Consider the following 18,144-nt stretch of genomic DNA (forward strand, 5'->3'; position numbering starts at 1 on the left):
GACGTTGCAGAGCAGGTGCCGGCGACCGCGGCAGCCCCCTTCTCCCCGTCACTATACGGGGAGAAGGTGCCGGTAGGCGGATGAGGGGCAGCACCATCGCCATTTTCATCGGCCCCTTACGGCGCCTTGATCTCCATCATGCCGGTGGCGGTGCGCGCCGAATATTGCGGCCGGTACATGTCCTCCACCGTTGCCGCGGGATGGGCGTAGGTGCCCGGCGTCACGGCACGCACGACATAGGCGAGCGTCAGATTGTGGTCGTGGTCGCCGTCGGCCGGGTTGAATGCCGCGACGAAACGGTCGTCGCGGAATTCGAGATGCGCGGCGTCGGTCTGTGCCAGCCAGGAGAAGTTCGTCAATTGCGCGCTGGAGACCAGGCCGGGATTGTCGATCTCGAAGCCGGCCGGCAGAAGGTCCGTGACCAGCAGGCGCGAGGGCCAGCTGTTCTGCTCGTTGACCTTGAGCACGACGACATAGCGCTCGTTCTGGGTCGCCTCCGTCACATTGGCTTCGGTGCCGTCGAGCTTGTAGTAGGTGCGCGCGATGGTGAAGCCTTCGCCGCCGGCCGGCAAGGGCTGGACCGGCGACGCCACGGTGGTGACGACGGCCTGCAGCGGGGCTTTGCCGGTGTTGGCGATTTCGAGCGGGCTGTCGACGAGGTCGGCGCCGTTGACCTGGTTGGAATAGCCGCCGGAATGTGGCGCGCCATTGACGGTCAGCGTGATCGAATCGTTCCCCTCCTTCAGCGCCCGAGCCGCCAGCAGCATCCAGGAATCGTCCTGGGTGCTGGTCCAGCGGGCTTCGGCGCGTTCCCTGGTCACCAGCTTGACCAGCTCTGGTACGATCGTCGACACCGGCTTCGATTCCGCCGCCAGCGCCAGCATCGCAGCGCCGTCACGCAGCGCCGAGCCATAGTCGGAGCGGTACCAGTCGTAGTCGGTGCTCGACTTGGCGAGCCGCAGCGCGGTCTTGAACGTCGCCTCCGAGCGCTGTGCGTCGCCGTAGAGCGCCAGGCTCGCCGCCAGCTGGGCGACGGCCATCGGGCTCGAGAAGGCTTCCAGCTGGGTATCGGCATAGTAACGCAGGTCGCCGATCGAGGCCTTCTTGTTACGGGCCAGAACATAGAGGGCGTAGGCGATCTCGCTGCCGCGGTCCTGTACGCTCTGGTCGTAGCCGAGCGAGTTCTGCAGGTTGTTCAGCGCCTGGTTCATGGCCTGGGCAGGCACGTCGTATTTCTGCTCACGCGCCCGGGTCAGGAACTCGCTGACATAGCCGTCGAGCCACAGGTCGCCTGATCCCGGACCCCACAGTCCGAAGCTGCCGCTCGAGGATTGATAGCTCAGGACCTTGTAGATGGCATCCTGGACGCGGCCATGCAGATCGGGATCGCTTTCCATGCCGATGCCGGATGCCATTTCGTTGACGTAAAGGAGCGGCATGGCGCGGCTGGTCGTCTGCTCGGCGCAGCCATAGGGATAGCGGTCGAGCGTCATCAAGAGCGAGGGCACGTGGAAGGCTGCTGCTTGCGAAACACCGACGCTGACCGAAGCGCCGTCAAGCAGGCTTGCCGCGAGCAGTTCCTTGTCAACGCGCAGCGCACCGCCATTGCCCTTGAGGTCGACGACAAGGCGCGTGGTGACCGGCAATTGCGCCGGGCGCACCGGCACATAGAGCGTCTGCTCGACCTTGGTGCCGTCGGCGTGCGCCAGCTTGATGGTGAGCGAGGCATTGCCCGCCGTCCTTGCGATCAACGGCACGGTCAGCGTCTGGCGCTTGCCCTGGGCGAGCGTCAGCTTCTGGGAAACCGGCTTGTCACCCATCGAAAGGTCGCCCGTGGTGTCGATCGACAGCGCGTAGTCGCCGGCAGGGCCGTCGGTGTCAGCCACGTCGAGCCGCATGACGGCGTTGTCCCCGGGTGCCAGGAAGCGCGGCAGGCCGGCGGTGATCACGATGGGATCGCGGACGATCACATCCGACTGGGCATGACCGACTGCATCCTTGTTCCAGGCGACAGCCATGACGCGCACGGTGCCGTTGAACTGCGGGATGTCGAAGTCGATCCGCGCCTTGCCGTCGGCATCGAGCTGGACCGGGCCGGAGAAGAAGGCGACCAGCTTTTCCGTGGGCGGGCTCCCTTGCGTCTTCATGTTGGCGCCGTCACCGCCGGTCCGCAGCTTGCCAGTGGTGCCCAATGAGCCGTCGATAAGGCGGCCATAGATGTCGCGGATCTCCATGCCCAGCATGCGCTGGCCGAAGAACCAGTTCTCAGGGTCCGGCGCCTTGTAGTTGGTCAGGTTGAGGATGCCGACATCGACGGCGGCGACCATGACATAGGCGTTGCCGCCCGGCTTTACGCCGGCCACGGAAACCGGGATCGACAGCTGCCGGCGCGGCATGGTCTTGTCCGGCGGCGTCAGCGTGACGGCCAGCTTCTTGGCGCCCGGGTCGACCTTCAGCCATTTCACGCCAATGGCGCGGGCCGGCATGCGCGTTTCCTGCGCGTCGCCCGGCCGGAACAGGGTAGCCGTGACATAGGCGCCGGCACCCCAGTCGTCGCCAACCGGGATGTCGACGGTGCTGCCGCCAGCGGGCACGGTCGCCGTGATGGTCTTCAACAGCTTGTCGGAACCGATATTGATCAGAAGCTCGCCGGCAAAATGCGGCGAGACCTTCAGCCTGGCCACTTCGCCCGCGGCATAGTTTTCCTTGTCGAGAGCGATCTCCAGGCCGTCAGGCGTTTCGGTCGTGGTCGAGGCGACATACCAGCCGGCGTCGAACTCATAGCTGGTCGCCGGCCCCTCGGGGTCCAAGGTTTCGAGCTCGAGCCGGTACTGGCCCCAGTCGACCGGTAAGGAGACGGTGGCGTCGCCATCGGCGCCGAGGTCGATCTGGCCGTTGGCGATCGACTTGGTGAAGGTGACCGGCTCGTAGCTCCACGAATTGTTGGAACGGTACCACTGGTAATTGCGCTCGACCTTGACCAGCGTCCACTGCGCGCCTTTCAGCGCCTCGCGCTTGCCGTCCGGATCGACGGCGATCAGGCTGAACTTGGCCGTGCCGCCCTGCGGCACTTCATTGTCGGCGAAATCCGGGCGGATGCCGATCATGTGGCCCTGCGGACGGATGCCGATATTGAGCGAGCGCTCGATGGCGCGCCCTCCGGTTTCGCGCATGCGCACCGTCACCTTGCCGTCGACCAGCTTCGTGGTCGACGGCAGTTGATCGACGGAGATCGGGAAGGTCGCCTTGCCGTCATCGCCAACCACCGGCAGATTGGTGAGCGGCGTGACCGTGGGTTCGGCCGACTGCTCGTCGGCGAGGCCGAAGGAGAAGTTGGGGAAGCGGTCCCAGTCGCGCGACGTCGACAGCGTCAACTCGCCTTCCAGTGCCAGGCCCGCCGCCGGCGCGCTATAGAGGAAGCGGCCGTCAATGTTGATGTTGGCGGTTTCGCCTCGCGCGATTTCCTGCTTGTCCGCCTTCATGTCGAATTCGATGCGATCCGGCACGAAATCCTCGACCAGGAACATCTGGCTGGCCACCGCCGGCTGCTTGGGATCGGTGTGGATCGACACCGACCAGGTGCCGCGCATCGCGTTGGGTTCCAACGGCAGGTCGACGGCGCGACCGCCGGCCGAGGCGCCGTCGCTGACGATGCGGCGGTCCTCGACGCCATCGGGGCGCGAGAAGATGAAGGTCAGCGGCAGGTTCTCGACCGCATTGGCGGCGCCGTCACGGGCAAGGGCGGCGACATGAACATCCTCGCCGGCGCGGTAGATGCCGCGTTCGGTCCAGGCATAGACATCCAGCGCGCCGGGTGCCGCGCGCCCGGTGACGCCACGGTCGGACAGGTCGAAGCCTGCCTTGGACATGTCGAGGAAGACGAAATCATTGTCGCCCTGCTTGGCCATCAGCACGGCCGGCACCATGCCGCCGTCGCCGCGCGTCAAGCCGGGATTGAACACCGCGTGACCGTCGGCATCGGACGTCGCGGTGCCGAGAACCTCGTTGTTCCTGGCAACCATCGTCAGTTCTGCGCCGGCAATCGGCTTGGCCGAGCCCAGCGAACGGGCAAAGACATTGAGCCCGTCCTGGCCGGTATAGGTCGACAGGCCGATGTCGGAGACGACGAACCACTGCGTGGCCATCGAATTGTAGCTGTCGCTCTTGTCGTTGATGGCCCGCGCGGTCAGCACATAGACGCCGGGCTTGCGCTGCGGCAGGGCTTCGTCGACCGGGAACGAGGTGGTGACCTCCTTGTTGAGGTCGTTGACGATATCGAGCTGGCCATGCCAGACCGGCGCGCCCATCTGCTCGGAAATGTTGGAGATGTCATAGCCGTCGAGCTGGTGCAGGAACTGGTAGCCCGACAGAAGCTGCGCCAGCGAACGGTCGCCGATGCGGTAGAGCTTCATTTCCGCGGCGTTCATGTTGACGGTGACGACCGGAATGCCGCGGCGCGCGCCTGCCGGCAGCACGAAGCTGTCGCCGGTGAAGCGGGCGGACGGCGCGCGGTCCTGTACATAGATCGACAGCACCGTGGGAGCGGCGGTCACTTCGCCGATCGCCGCCGGCAGACCGGCGCGGAAGGTGACGTCGTAATGCTGGCCGTGTTCGAGACCTTCGACGCAGATCTGTTTGTTCTTGGCCTCGACGCCCTTGGGCGGCGCATTGTCGACGGTCACGAATTGCGCGTAGTCGACGCCGGTCTTGACCAGATCCTCGGAAAATTGCGCGCAGATACGCGGCGCACTGGTATCGGCGTCGACGCTATGGTCGATCACACGAAAGCCCTTGCGGGCCTTGAGATCGGCATAGTCAGCCTGGACGGAAGGCGAACTCACCAGCGCAAGGCTGGCCTCATAGGCCTGCAAAGCCGGCCGGTAGAGATCGCGCTTGTCAAGACCGGCGCCGAGCAGCGCCAGTACATCGGCGCGCGTCCGGGTGGTGCGCAGCAGCTTGTAGGCGTTGAAGGCCGCCGACGTGCCGTTTGTCGGCAAAGTGGAGGCTTCGGATGTGTTGGCGGCGGGCTGCACGGCCAGCGTTTCGCGCGCCAGGTTGAGCCAGAGCTGGCCGTCGTCGGGCATCACCGAGACCGCGGCCTCGTATTTCTGCATGGCGGAGCGACGGTCGCCGGTCAGCACGGCCTGCTCGGCGGCATTGGTCAGTGCCGCCATGCCTTCGGTCGGCTTGTCAAAGGCGGGGCCGAGCAGCTTGTTGCGGTATTGCTGGGCCTGGTCGGCCATCCAGTTGGGGAAGAAGGAGAGCTCCGGCGGCGCGCCGATATCGGGATCGCCGTCGATGTTGACGATCTTGCCCGCAACCGCGCCATTGAAAGGCTTCAGCTGGTTGTAGTCGGATTTGAGGAAGCACCATTTGGCCTTGGTGTTGTAGGTGAAGGCACGGCAGGCCGGATCGCCGAGGCAGGTCGTCTTGCACTGGTCGAGCGTGACGTTCTGGTCGGATCGGAGGTCGAAACCGAAATAGTCGGAATTGTCCGTTGTTGCGATTTTTCGCGCCTCGGCCGCTTGCGCGACAGTGCCCAAGGCAAAAAGGAGAAGGATGAGAATCGACAGACCACGAGCCGCGCGCATTGCCATAACACCCTCCAGACAATTGCAGACGTCCGGGCATGTTCAAGCTTCAGTCGGGCTTGTCAACGCGCGGGCGCGGCAGGTTTCCGCCTGCCAACGGTTTATTTTCCGGCCGATCGCCGGTATGCGGACAATAACCTCCATAGGACAGGGGATCACGCTTTCTTGCGGAGCCGCAAAAGGTGTGAATTCCAAGCCCGTCCTATTTCAGACAATTGGATTGTGGCCCCTTTACGAGCGCTTCAGAACTTCATTCCAATTTTAGTTTTGTGAATTAGGTTGTCTTAATGCCGGCGTATGAAAAGCAGATGTCAGGGGGTACCGCGCCAGGGCGCGTGCTTCCGCGCGCCCTGCTTTTGGCCATGATGTGCTCGGCCGCGCTGGTCGCCGGATCGAGACCAGCGGCCGCGTTCGAGCTTTTCGGCATCAAGCTGTGGGGGTCCTCCAGCGACGAAGACGCCGACATCGTCGATCCGCTGCGCTACGCGGTGACCCTCACCGCGCCCGATGCCGACAAGGACCTCGTCAAGAAGCTCGAAAATGCGTCAGCGCTGAAAGGCGACGAGGGCCGGCCCGTTTCGGGCTCGCTCGGGCTGATGGCCAAGGCGCGCAGCGACCGCGAACAGCTGGTAGCGGCCCTTTATGCCGATGCCCGTTACGAAGGCGTTGTCACCGTCACCATCGATGGCAAGCCGCTCGACGCGTTGCCGCCGGACGCCGAATTCAGGGGTCCGCAGCCCATTCCGGTGGCGATCAATATCTCGGCCGGTCCCAAATTCACCCTCGGCAACATCCGGCTGGAGGGCGACGCGGCTGGGCTGATGGGCGCCGACTATGGCCTGATATCAGGCGGCGACGCCGGCTCCGGCGCGGTGCTCAAGGCCGAAGCGTTGGTCGTGCGCACGCTGAAAGAGCAGGGCAGGCCGCTGGCCAAGGTGACGGACCGCCAGATCGTCGCCGACCACGCCACCTCGACGCTCGACGTGACGCTGACGGTCGCCGCCGGCCCGGTCGCCGGCTATGGCGCGACCACGGTGGAAGGCACCGAGAAGGTCGACCGCGACTTCACCGAATACATGACCGGGCTGAAGCGCGGCAGGCAATACTCCCCGCAGGAGATCAGCGATGCGCGCGACAGGCTGCTGGCGCTCGAAGTCTTCAACAGCGTGACGTTCAAGGAGGCCGACAAACTGGACGCCAACGGCAACATTCCAATCGGCGTCCAGGTCAGCGAGCGCAAGCCGCGCTATTTCGGGCTTGGCGGCACGTTTTCGAACACCGAGGGCCTCGGCCTGGAAGGCTATTGGGGACACCGCAACCTGTTTGGTCACGCCGAGAAGCTGCGCATCGACGGCGCCATCAGCGGCATCGGCAACAACAATCTGTCGGACCTGAATTACAATGCCCGCGTCATGTTCGAGAAGCCCGGCGTGATCGGACCGGCCTCGAAGTTCTTTGCCAGCGTGAAGACGGTCTTCGAGCACCCGGACGCGTATGATCATTTCTCGGTCAAGGGCAGCACCGGCCTGTCCTATGAACTCGACAAGAAGCAGACCGTTTCGGCCGAGGTGGCGCTCGACTATTCACGCATCCGCGATGCCTTCGGCAAACACACTTACCTGATCGCCAGCGTTCCCCTGCAGTATGTCTATGATAACAGGGACAGCCGCCTGAACCCAACCAAGGGCTTCAGGGTGCTGGCCTATGCCGAGCCCAGCTACGACATTCTGAGCGGCGCTGCCTTCCTCAAGCTTAAAGGCGAGGGGTCGGCCTATCAGTCGCTGGACACGGCCTCGAAATTCGTCCTGGCCGAACGCGTCACCGTCGGCTCGATCGTCGGCACCGGGCTTGAGAATGTCCCGGCCGACCGGCGCTTCTATTCCGGCGGCGGCGGCTCGGTGCGCGGCTATGCCTATCAGGGCATCGGTCCCAAGGATTTCACCGGCCAGCCGATCGGCGGCCTGTCCTTCTTCGAGACCTCGGTTGAGATGCGCATCGCCGTCACCGACACGGTCGGCATCGTGCCGTTCGTCGATGCCGGCACGGTGTCGACCAGGTCGGTTCCCAACTTCTCGGACGTCAAGGTCGGCGCCGGCATCGGCCTGCGCTATGTGACGCCGTTCGGGCCGCTGCGCATCGACGCCGCCGTGCCGCTCAACCGCGACCCCAGCGATCCGCATTTCGGCATCTATGCCGGCATCGGGCAGGCGTTTTGAGATGAAGACGGTCTGGCGCATCCTTCGCATTGTCCTCTACACGCTGCTGATCGTGGTCGCGGGCGCGATCGGTGCGCTGGTCGTGCTGACCAAGACCGAACGCGGACGCGACAATCTCGCAGGCATCATTTCGCGCCTGGCCTCGAGCGACGACCGCAAGGTCACCGTCAGCGGCATCGACGGCATATGGTCGGGCGCGCTCAGCGTCGACCATGTCGTGCTGGAGGACCGCGAGGGTGCCTGGTTGGTGGCGCGCAAAGTGGCGGTCGATTGGTCGCCGCTGGCGCTGCTGTCGAAAAACTTCAGCGCCGACCGCATCGCGGCCGACCGCATCGAATTGGCACGGCTGCCGGCGGCCAGCACCCAACAACCGCCCGCGCAGAGCGGCACGACGACGCTGCCTGTTTCCATTGATATCAAGCAGATCGACTTGCCCGAAATCGCGCTTGGCCAGGAGCTGGCCGGCAGCGGCATCGCCGAGCTTGCGGCGAAGGGATCGGTCAAGGCCGAAGCCGCGCCGCTGGCGGTCGAGACGGTGCTCAATGTTACCCGCCATGACGGCAAGCAAGGCAATGTCGACGCCAAGATCCACTTCGCGCCGGCAGACAACAGGCTTGACCTCGACCTCAAGGCTTCGGAGCCGGCCGGCGGCATCATCGCCAATCTGCTCAAGCTGCCCGATACGCCGCCAGTCGACATAGTCGTCTCAGGCACCGGGCCGCTCGCCAACTGGAACGGCATAGCCACGTTCACCGTTGATGGCGAGATCGTCACCCAGCTGACGGGCCGCCATCAGTCGACCGACAAGGGCAGCCATGTCGAGGCCAAGGGTGACGGCGACTTCGCCCGCTTCCTGCCGGAGAATTTGAAACCACTGTTTGCCGGCAAGACCAGCTTCGATGTCGCGGGGACCGCCACCTCAGCCGGCGGTATCAGCGTCGACCGGGCCAATATCGACAGCGATGCGATCCACGGCACTGCCGCCGGCATCGTCGATCCCTCCGGCGCCAGCGATCTCTCTGTCCAACTCGCCGCCAAGGGCCCGCCCGTCGTGGTCAGCGTCGGCAGCAAGGCGCAACCGATCACACTGGCGATCAAGAACGCCACCGCCCGCGCCTTTGGCGACGGCAAGGCCCCGATTATCGATATCGGCGCCTCCTTCGTTTCGATCGTCGCCGGCGGTACGCGGCTCGACGATCTGGCGGCGCAAATCCACTCCGACGGTTTCGACATCCAGAATCGCGCCGGGCCGGTTGCGGTCAAGCTGGAGGCTGGCGGCCTGAAAACCGACGTCGCGACGCTGGCGCCGCTGGTCACCGGCAAGGTCGACGTCGATCTGGCTGGCTCCGTCAGCAAGGACGCCATCATCATCGACCAGGGAACGCTGCGCTCCGATGCGCTCAACGCCTCGCTGACGGCGACGGTTGCGCTTGCCGACCTGTCGATGCAGCTCAAGATGAACGCCGACGCCGCGGCGACGGCCCTGCCGCCGCAGATCGCCTCGGTGCTCGGCGCACGGGTGAAGTTCTCGGCCGCCGCGACCCGCGATCCGCAGGGGGCGTTCGCCGCCAATTCGATCGAACTCACATCCGGATCGCTTAGCGCCAGCGGCACCGCCAGCATGCACGGCACGGACATCCAGGCCGACATCAAGGGCAAATTGGGCAACGTTTCGGTGTTGTCGCCGACGGTCGGCGTGCCGGTTGCCGGCGGGGTCGATTTCGCGCTGTCGGCAAGCGGCGCCATGACGGCGCCCGATTTCACGGTCTCCGCCGACAGCGACAGCCTGACGGCCTCGGGCCGCACGGTGAAGGCGATCAAGCTGACGGCGAGCGGCAAGGCCGACATATCGAGCCCTTCCGCCAACGTCTCGCTGACCGGCGCCGTCAAGGATCAGCCGCTCGACATCAAGGCGGCGCTGGTCACCAGCGAGGGCAAGCGTTCGATCAATGGCTTCCTGGTCTCGCTGGGTGACAACAAGGTGTCGGGCGACCTGGCGCTCGACGACAAATACATGCCTTTGGGCACGCTCACGCTTGCCGCTCCCGCCATCGATCAGCTGGCCGCGCTCGCCGGCCAGGCTGTGACCGGCGACATCAACGGCAGCATCGTCTTTGCCAAGGAGGGCGGCGCGCCCTCGGTGGCCATAGACGCCAAGAGTACATCGATCGCGCGCGGCGAGGTGACGGCCAAGACGATCGCCGTCAATGCGCTCATTGCCAACTATCTCGAGGCGCCGGCGATCTCGGGCACCATCAAGGCCAATACGGTCACTTCGGGCACCACCGAAATCAGTGGCCTCGGCGTCGACCTGAAACGCGACGGCGACTGGACCAATTTCACCGGCGGCGCCACCATAGCGGGCATTCCGGCGACCGCCGCCGGGCGGGTGAAGATCGCCGATGGGACCACCAGTGTGGAGATCGCCTCGGGCGAGGCCACGGTTCGCGGCATCAAGACGGCGATCGCCAAGCCCTCGTCGCTGACCATCGCCAATGGTACGACCAACATCGAGAAGCTCGCGCTCGATATCGGCGGCGGCTCGGTGACGCTGTCGGGCAGCGCCGGCCAGACGCTCGATCTCGCGGCACAATTCTCGGCGCTGCCGGCGGCCCTTGCCAATGAATTTTCGCCCGGCCTCGATGCCGCGGGCACGCTCAGTGGCATCGCGCAAGTGACCGGAACGCCGGCTGCTCCGGAGGTCCGGTTCAACGCGCAACTCGCCGGTGTTGAATCCAGCCAGACGCGCCAGGCCGGGCTCGGGCCGCTCGCCGTCGATGCGGCGGGTGGCTACACGATGGCCGGCGGTGTCGTCCTCGACCATGGCACGCTCTCCGGCGACAAGATTTCCGGCCAGGCCGCCGGCACCATCAATCCGAACGGGGCCAGCGATTTCGCGCTCGATCTCACCTCATCCGGCCCCAGCCTGCCGCTGACGGTTGGAAGCGCGCAGAGTCCGGTCAAGATCGAGGTCCGGTCATTGTCGGCCAAAATCGCGGGCGAAAGCACGCATGCCCGGCTGGACCTTTCCGCGATCCTGCCCTCGGTCACGACCAGCCCGGCGAAAGTGGACGGGCTTGGGGTGGCACTGCATTCGGATGCGTTCGATCTCAAGAACCGCGCCGGACCGGTTTCCGGCACGGTATCGGTGGACAAGGTGGGTCTCGAGAATGCCACGATCGCACCGCTGATCGCCGGCAAGGTTACTGCCGCGCTCAGCGGGCGCCTGACAGCCGATGCCGTGGCCATCGACAGCGGCTCTCTCAAAAGCGAGGCGCTCAACAGCCAGGTCGCTGGCCAGGTATCGCTGCGTGACGGTGCCATCGATCTCAAGCTGAATGCGGATGCCCCATCATCGGCCTTGCCGGCGGCGGCACGCGGCATGCTCGGCGAACGCGCGCAGTTGAGCGCCACGCTGAAGCGCGATCCCAATGGTGCTATTGACGTCGATGGATTGAAGCTGATCTCTGGCGCGCTGAGCGCCGAGGGACAGGCAAGCCTAGCCGACAACAAGGTGGCCGCCGGCATCAAGGGCGCGTTGAGCGACATCTCGCTGCTGTCGAAGGATGCCAGGGGCGCCATTGCCTTCGCGTTGAATGCACAGGGGCCGGCCACCGCCCCCGACCTGTCGCTGACCGTCGACAGCGACAAGCTGTCGGTGGCGTCGCGCGACATCACCGGGCTGAGGCTGACCGCCACCGGCAAGGCGGATGCCGCCAACCCGGCGGCGAATGTGCGGCTGACCGGCAATGTCGCGGGACAGGCCTTGCAAGGCAGCGCCGTGCTCGCGACCGCGGACGGCAGGAGCGCCGTCAACGGCCTGCTTCTGTCGCTGGGTCAGAACAAGATCTCCGGCGATCTGGCGCTGGACGACAAGTTCGTGCCTGAAGGCACGATCTCGCTCGACCTGCCCGACATCGGGCCACTGGCCGCGCTGGCGCTGGAAAGGGCCGAAGGCGACGTGCGCGGCACGATCGCCTTTTCGAAGAACGGCACGGCACCCCAACTCGCCATCAAGGCGGCCAGCGCCTCGATCACGCGCGGCGACCTCCAGGCGAAAACCGTTTCCATCGATGCGCTGATCGCCAACTATCTCGCGGCGCCGGTGATCTCGGGAAAGATCCATGCCGACACCGTCATATCGGGCGGCACGGTGATCAGCGGCATCGACGTCGATCTGAAGCGCGACGGCGACTGGACCGGCTTCTCCGGCGGCGCCACGGTCAAGGGCATTCCGGCCAAGGCGGCCGGGCGGGTGAAAGCCGCCAACGGCACGACGACCATCGAACTTGCTTCCGGCCAGGCGACTGTCCAGGGAATCCAGGCCGCCATCGCCCAAGCGTCCACCGTCAGCATCGCCAATGGCATCACGACGCTGGACAGGCTGGTGCTAAACCTTGGCGGCGGCACGGCGACGGTGACGGGCAAGGTCGGGCAGACGCTCGACATCAATGCCACGCTGGCCAAGGTGCCGATGTCGCTCGCCAACAGTTTTTCGCGCGGCCTCGATGCGGCGGGTTCGATTTCGGGCACGGTGAAGGTGACCGGTGCGCCGGCGAGCCCGGCGGTTGCTTTCAACATTGACGCGGCTGGCGTGCAGACGTCGCAGACCCGCGGCGCCGGTGTCGGCGCGGTGAGCGTTTCCTCGTCCGGCACCTTTGCCGCCAACAAGCTGACCTTCAACGCCAATGTCAGCGACGGAGCCGGCCTTGGCCTCAAGGGCGGCGGCACGGTGACGACGGCGGGCACGCCGGCGCTGGCGCTCGACTTCAATGGCGGCGTGCCCTTCGGCATCCTCAGCCAGAAGCTTGCCGCGCAAGGCCTGTCGCTGACGGGAACCGCCAATGTCAATGTTCAAGTGCGCGGTCCCACGACGTCGCCGGTCATCGGCGGCAGCGTCAACACTTCCGGCGCGCGGCTCGTCGATGCGCGCTCGGGCCTCGCGGTCAATGATATCGCCGCCAATGTCTCGATCGGCGGCGGCGTCGCCAGGATCAACCGGCTGACCGGAACGCTGTCGACGCGCGGCAGCCTGTCGGCCAGCGGCACGGTCGGCATCAATCCGGCGCAAGGCTTCCCGGCCGACCTGTCGATAAAGCTCACCGACGGCCGCTATACGGACGGGCGTGTGGTGACCGCCAATCTTGGCGGCGACCTGACGATCAAGGGCCCGCTGACGTCGGCGCCGGCGATTGCCGGCACCGTCAACCTGGGCAAGACCGTCATCACCGTTCCCGACAAGCTGCCGGGCTCGCTTTCGGCGCTCGATGTCAAGCACAAGAACGCGCCGGGCGCGGTCAGGGCGCAGGACAAGGCGCTGCGGCCGGCGACGACGAGCGGTAAGAGCGGCGGCAGCGGCCTCGCACTGGACGTCACGGTCAACGCGCCGAATCAGATCTTCATCCAGGGCAGGGGTGTCGACGCCGAGCTCGGCGGCTCGCTGAGGTTGACCGGCCCGGCTTCGTCGCCGCAAGCGGTCGGTACCTTCACCCTGCAGCGCGGCCGGCTGTCGATCCTCGGCAAGCGGCTGACCTTCACCGAGGGCACGGTTGGCTTTTCCGGATCGCTGGTGCCTTATCTCAACCTGACCGCGACAACAACCACCGCCAGCGCCACAGTCACCATCGTGGTGTCGGGCGAGGCGACAAATCCGAAATTCACCTTCACTTCGGTGCCGGCGCTGCCCGAGGACGAGGTGCTGGCGCAACTGATCTTCGGCCGTTCGATGTCGAACCTGTCGCCGCTGCAGATCGCGCAACTGGCCGAAGCGGCGGGGCAACTGGCCGGTGTCGGCGGTTCGACGTCGTTGCTGGAGAATCTGCGCAGCGCCATCGGCGTCGACGATCTCGACGTCACCACCGACGACAAGGGCGGCACGGCGGTCTCGGCCGGTAAGTACCTGAACGACCGCACCTATGTGACCATCCAGAAGGGCGACAAGCCGGGATCGGGCAAGGCGGCCATCGACCTCAATGTCGGGCGCGGCGTCAAATTGCGGGGCGAGGCGACGGATGCCGGCGAGGCCAAGGGCGGCATCTTCTACGAAAAGGAATATTGAGGGTCTGGCCCTCACCATGGCCGGGACTGGCGCTGTCGTAACCTGTGTAAATGTCTCAGTTTAATGGCCCGAAGAGATTTTGGCGAAATCTGGGCGCACTAGCAATTTTGCGCCAAGACTGTCGTTATCGCGCGAACCGCTCTCTTTCCAAAGTTGCACATTCGCTAACATGTTCCCATTCCATGCCGTCTTTGACATCACGGCCCGGATGCGGAATGTTAATCGGCGGAAAGCCAACAATGGGAGTTAATCATGACAATCTATAAGAGCAACGGCGACAGCGTTCCGGACCACATCCTGGCGATGGCCGAAGAAGCCAAATCGGGCAAGGTGGACCGCCGCGAATTCCTGGCGCTCGCCAGCATCTTCGGCGCTTCGACCGCCATGGCCTATGGCCTGCTCGGCCTTGCCGCGCCGACACCGGCCAAGGCCGAGGACGTGCAGGGCAAAAAGGGCGGCGTGATCAAGGTCGCCATGTCCGTCAAGGATCCCAAGGATCCGCGCACGGCCGACTGGTCGGAGATCGCCAATGCCCAACGCCAGGCGCTCGAGCCACTGGTGAAGTACACTCACCAGTACACGTTCGCGCCGTATCTGCTGGCAAGCTGGGACATCAATGACGACGCCACCGAGTACACGCTGCATGTGCGGCCTGGTGTCGAGTGGAACAATGGCGACAAGTTCACCGCCGACGACGTCATCTACAATTTCACCCGCTGGGCCGACAAGGCCGCGGAAGGCAATTCGATGCCGGGCCGCCTCGGCAGCCTCGTCGACGAGAAGACCAAGAAGCTGAGCGAAGGATCGATCGTCAAGGTCGACGACATGACCATCAAGCTGAAGCTCAGCAAGCCCGACATCGCGCTTATCGCCAACCTGACCGACTATCCGGCACTCGTCGTGCACAAGACCTTCGATGCGAAGGGCGCCAACTTCAAGAACTGCCCGATCGGCACCGGCCCGTTTGAGCTCGTGTCCTACGATGTCGGCCAGAAGGTGGTCTACAAGCGCCGCGAGACCGGCAAGTGGTGGCAGGGCGAAGTCTTCCTCGACGGCGTCGAGTTCATCGACTACGGCACCGATCCGGCCGCGACGGTTTCGGCCTTTGAGTCGGGCGAAGTGCAGACCAACCACGAGACGACCGCCGACTACGTCAAGATCATCGAAGGCGTCGGCGCTCCGGTTTCGGAAGTGGTGACGGCGGCGACCGTGGTGTCGCGCTTCAACGTCAACGCCAAGCCCTATGGCGACCAGAAGGTGCGTCAGGCGATGTGCCTGGCCGTCGACAATTCCGTGGTGCTGCAGCTCGGCTACGGCAATGCCGGCACGCCGGCTGAAAACCACCATGTCGCACCGATCCATCCGGAATATGTCAAGCTGCCGGAGATCAAGCGCGATATCGCCAAGGCCAAGCAGATGCTGACGGAAGCCGGCGTGATCGATTTCGAGCACGAGCTGATCAGCAACGACGAGGACTACCACAAGAACACCACCGACGCGATCGCGGCCCAGCTGCGCGAAGCCGGCATCAAGGTGAAGCGCACCGTGCTGCCGAGCTCGACCTTCTGGAACGACTGGACGAAATACCCGTTCTCGGAAACCAACTGGAACATGCGCCCGCTGGGCATCCAGGTCATCGCCATCGCCTACCGCTCTGGCGAGGCCTGGAACGAGACGGCCTATGCCAATCCGGAGTTCGACAAAAAGGTGGGCGAGGCGCTTGGCATCGCCGATGCAGAAAAGCGCAAGGTGGTGATGAAGGACATCGAGCAGACGCTGCAGGATTCCGGCATCATCATCCAGCCGTACTGGCGTAAGCTCTACATCAACATCAAGCCCGAAGTTAAGAACCACTCGATGCACCCCACCTACGAGCACGATTTCGGCAAGGTCTGGCTCGATCAGGCGTGACCCACGGCTTGAGGAATGCGAGGGGCGACCGCCCCTCGTTTCCGCAGGATCGTCGCCGTTGCATTGGCTGCAGCGGCGACGTGACGTCACAAGGTTTTCGACACAGGGTTGACCATATCTGACCCCAACCCGGCCGGCAGGGGGGCACAATGTTCTCATTCATCGCCAGACGCATCGGTACGATTCTGCTCACGATGCTGTGCCTGACGCTGGTCGTCTTCTTCCTCGTCAATCTCGAACCCAACCTGAAGAAGCTGGCGATCAGCCAGACTGAAATGCACACATCGGCCGAGCAGCTCGAGAGCTGGCTGGTCAACCATGGCTACCGCCAGAACTTCTTCGTGCGCTACGGCCAGTGGCTTGGCATCGTACCCAAGCAGCCGATCACCGATCCGGCGACCGGAAAGACCACGCAGCGTTTCTCCTTCTGCAATGACCCGGCCGTGCCGACATTATCCGGCGTGATCGAAGGTGATTTCGGTTGCTCGACAAAGTTCAAGACCACCGTGGCGGCCAAGCTGTTCCCGGCGCTCGGCGCCACCGGCATTCTGATGCTCTGCGTGCTGGGTGTGATGGTGCCAGTCTCGCTGCTGGTCGGCATCCTTGCCGGCATGCGGGAGGGGTCGCGCACCGATCGTGCGCTGTCGGTCGCCTCGATCGCCTCGACGGCGACGCCTGAATATGTGTCTGGCGTCATCTTCACCGTCATCTTTGCCTCCTGGCTCGGCTGGCTGAACGGGTCGGCAGCGTCAGCGAGCCAAGGCATCACCTTCTATAACTTCACGCTCCCGGTGATCACGCTCGCCATCTACGGCATCGGCTACATCGCCCGCATGACGCGCGCCTCGATGGTCGAGGTGATGACGCAGCAATATATCCGCACCGCACGATTGAAGGGCCTTTCGTTCGGCAGCGTGGTGGTCAAGCACGCGCTGCGCAATGCGCTGATCGCACCCTTCACCGTCATCATGTTGCAGTTCCCGTGGCTGCTCACCGGCGTTGTCATCGTCGAGGTGATGTTCCGCTACCAGGGCTTCGGCTACACGCTGGTCGAGGCCGCCGGCAACAACGACATCGATCTTCTGCTCGGCTGCTCGCTGGTCTCGGTCTTCATCGTCCTGATCACGCAGCTTATTTCCGACGTCGGCTACGCGTTCCTCAATCCGCGCATCCGGGTTCAGTAGGGGAGACGGCGCATGCAAACCCAATACATCAGCGGCTCCGCCATCATCCTCGAAGTGCTCTGGCGCTTCTGGCCGGTCTGGGTCGCGCTCGCCATCGTCATGGGCGCGAGCTTCCTCTACAAGAAGAAGCTGGCGCTCTACGGCCAATTGTTCGACAGCGGCGTCGGCATGGCGGGCGTCTTTATCTGCCTGTTCTGGCTGTTCACCGCGATCTTCGCCTCGACCATCTCGCCTTTCGATCCCCTCGGCCAGATCCCGATCATGAAGGACACGCTGCCGGGCGCCATCGAACCGCAATCGGGGCTCGTCTATCTGTTCGGCGGCGACAAGCTGGCGCGCGACGTCTTTTCGCGAATGGTCTATGGCAGCCAGATCGTGCTGATCATCGCGCCCGCGGCGACCGGCTTCGCGCTCATGGTCGGCATCACGCTCGGCCTGCCGGCCGGCTACTACGGCGGCAAGATCGATTCGATCCTGTCGTTCCTGGCCAATCTCGTGCTGGCCTTCCCGGTGATCCTGCTGTTCTACCTGCTGGTGACGCCGGGCATCATGGACACCCCGATCCCCTATGCGCTCGCCGGCGTCTTCTTCCTGTTCCCGATCATCTTCTTCTGCGTGCTGTTCTGGACACGCTTCAAGAACCGGCCGGACCGGATCTACATCCTGCTCGGGCTTACGCTTATCATTGGTGGCTGGATCTATATCGGCCTTGTCTTCGACAGGGATCCACTGAAGATCGTCCATATCGATCCCAACCAGCTCAACATCTTCGTGGCGGTGGTGTTCGCCTCCAGCCCCGGCGTGTTCCGCATCGTGCGCGGCCTGACCATGGACATCAAGACGCGCGACTATGTGGCGGCGGCGCAGACGCGCGGTGAATCGCCCTGGTACATCATGCTTTGGGAGATCCTGCCCAATGCGCGCGGACCGCTGATCGTCGACGCCTGCCTGCGCATCGGCTACACTACGATCCTGCTCGGTACGCTGGGCTATTTCGGCCTGGGCCTGGCGCCCGAGAGCCCGGACTGGGGCACGGCGATCAAGGATGCCAGCCGGCTGCTGCGCTCCTTCATCCACCCGGCACTTCCGCCGACGATCGCGCTGATGTCGTTCGTGCTGGGGCTGAATTTGCTGGCCGATTCCCTGCGTGAGCAATCGATGAAGGATTGATGGCGGGGTTCTTG

At 64.5% G+C, this 18,144-nt stretch carries 6 protein-coding genes; 5 read left to right on the top strand and 1 reads right to left on the bottom strand.

The window, feature by feature from the left end:
- Positions 1–116 precede the first annotated feature (116 nt).
- The gene (locus tag FJ958_RS27225; protein WP_140747819.1) at positions 117–5,597 is read right to left on the bottom strand and encodes an alpha-2-macroglobulin family protein; all 5,481 of its coding nucleotides are present in this window, start codon (positions 5,595–5,597) and stop codon (positions 117–119) included.
- Positions 5,598–5,878: 281 nt separating this feature from the next.
- Here FJ958_RS27225 and FJ958_RS27230 point away from each other — a divergent pair, with 281 nt between their 5' ends.
- From FJ958_RS27230 to FJ958_RS27250, 5 genes are all read left to right on the top strand, one after another.
- The gene (locus tag FJ958_RS27230) at positions 5,879–7,807 is read left to right on the top strand and encodes an autotransporter assembly complex family protein (RefSeq protein WP_140747822.1); all 1,929 of its coding nucleotides are present in this window, start codon (positions 5,879–5,881) and stop codon (positions 7,805–7,807) included.
- Between the two features lies 1 nt (position 7,808).
- Positions 7,809–13,865: a translocation/assembly module TamB domain-containing protein gene (locus tag FJ958_RS27235; protein ID WP_140747825.1), complete on the top strand. Its 6,057-nt coding sequence runs from the start codon at positions 7,809–7,811 to the stop codon at positions 13,863–13,865.
- Between the two features lie 252 nt (positions 13,866–14,117).
- Positions 14,118–15,776, top strand: coding sequence for an ABC transporter substrate-binding protein (locus FJ958_RS27240; protein WP_140747828.1), 1,659 nt, complete (start codon positions 14,118–14,120; stop codon positions 15,774–15,776).
- Positions 15,777–15,925: 149 nt separating this feature from the next.
- Positions 15,926–16,960 (top strand): ABC transporter permease, encoded by a 1,035-nt coding sequence (locus tag FJ958_RS27245; protein WP_140747832.1) that lies wholly within the window; start codon positions 15,926–15,928, stop codon positions 16,958–16,960.
- 12 nt (positions 16,961–16,972) lie between these two features.
- Positions 16,973–18,130, top strand: a complete 1,158-nt coding sequence (locus FJ958_RS27250; RefSeq protein ID WP_140747835.1) for an ABC transporter permease — start codon at positions 16,973–16,975, stop codon at positions 18,128–18,130.
- Positions 18,131–18,144 lie beyond the last annotated feature (14 nt).

Origin of the sequence: Mesorhizobium sp. B2-3-5 (genome assembly GCF_006442395.1) — a bacterium.
In the GTDB taxonomy this organism is placed as follows: domain Bacteria; phylum Pseudomonadota; class Alphaproteobacteria; order Rhizobiales; family Rhizobiaceae; genus Mesorhizobium.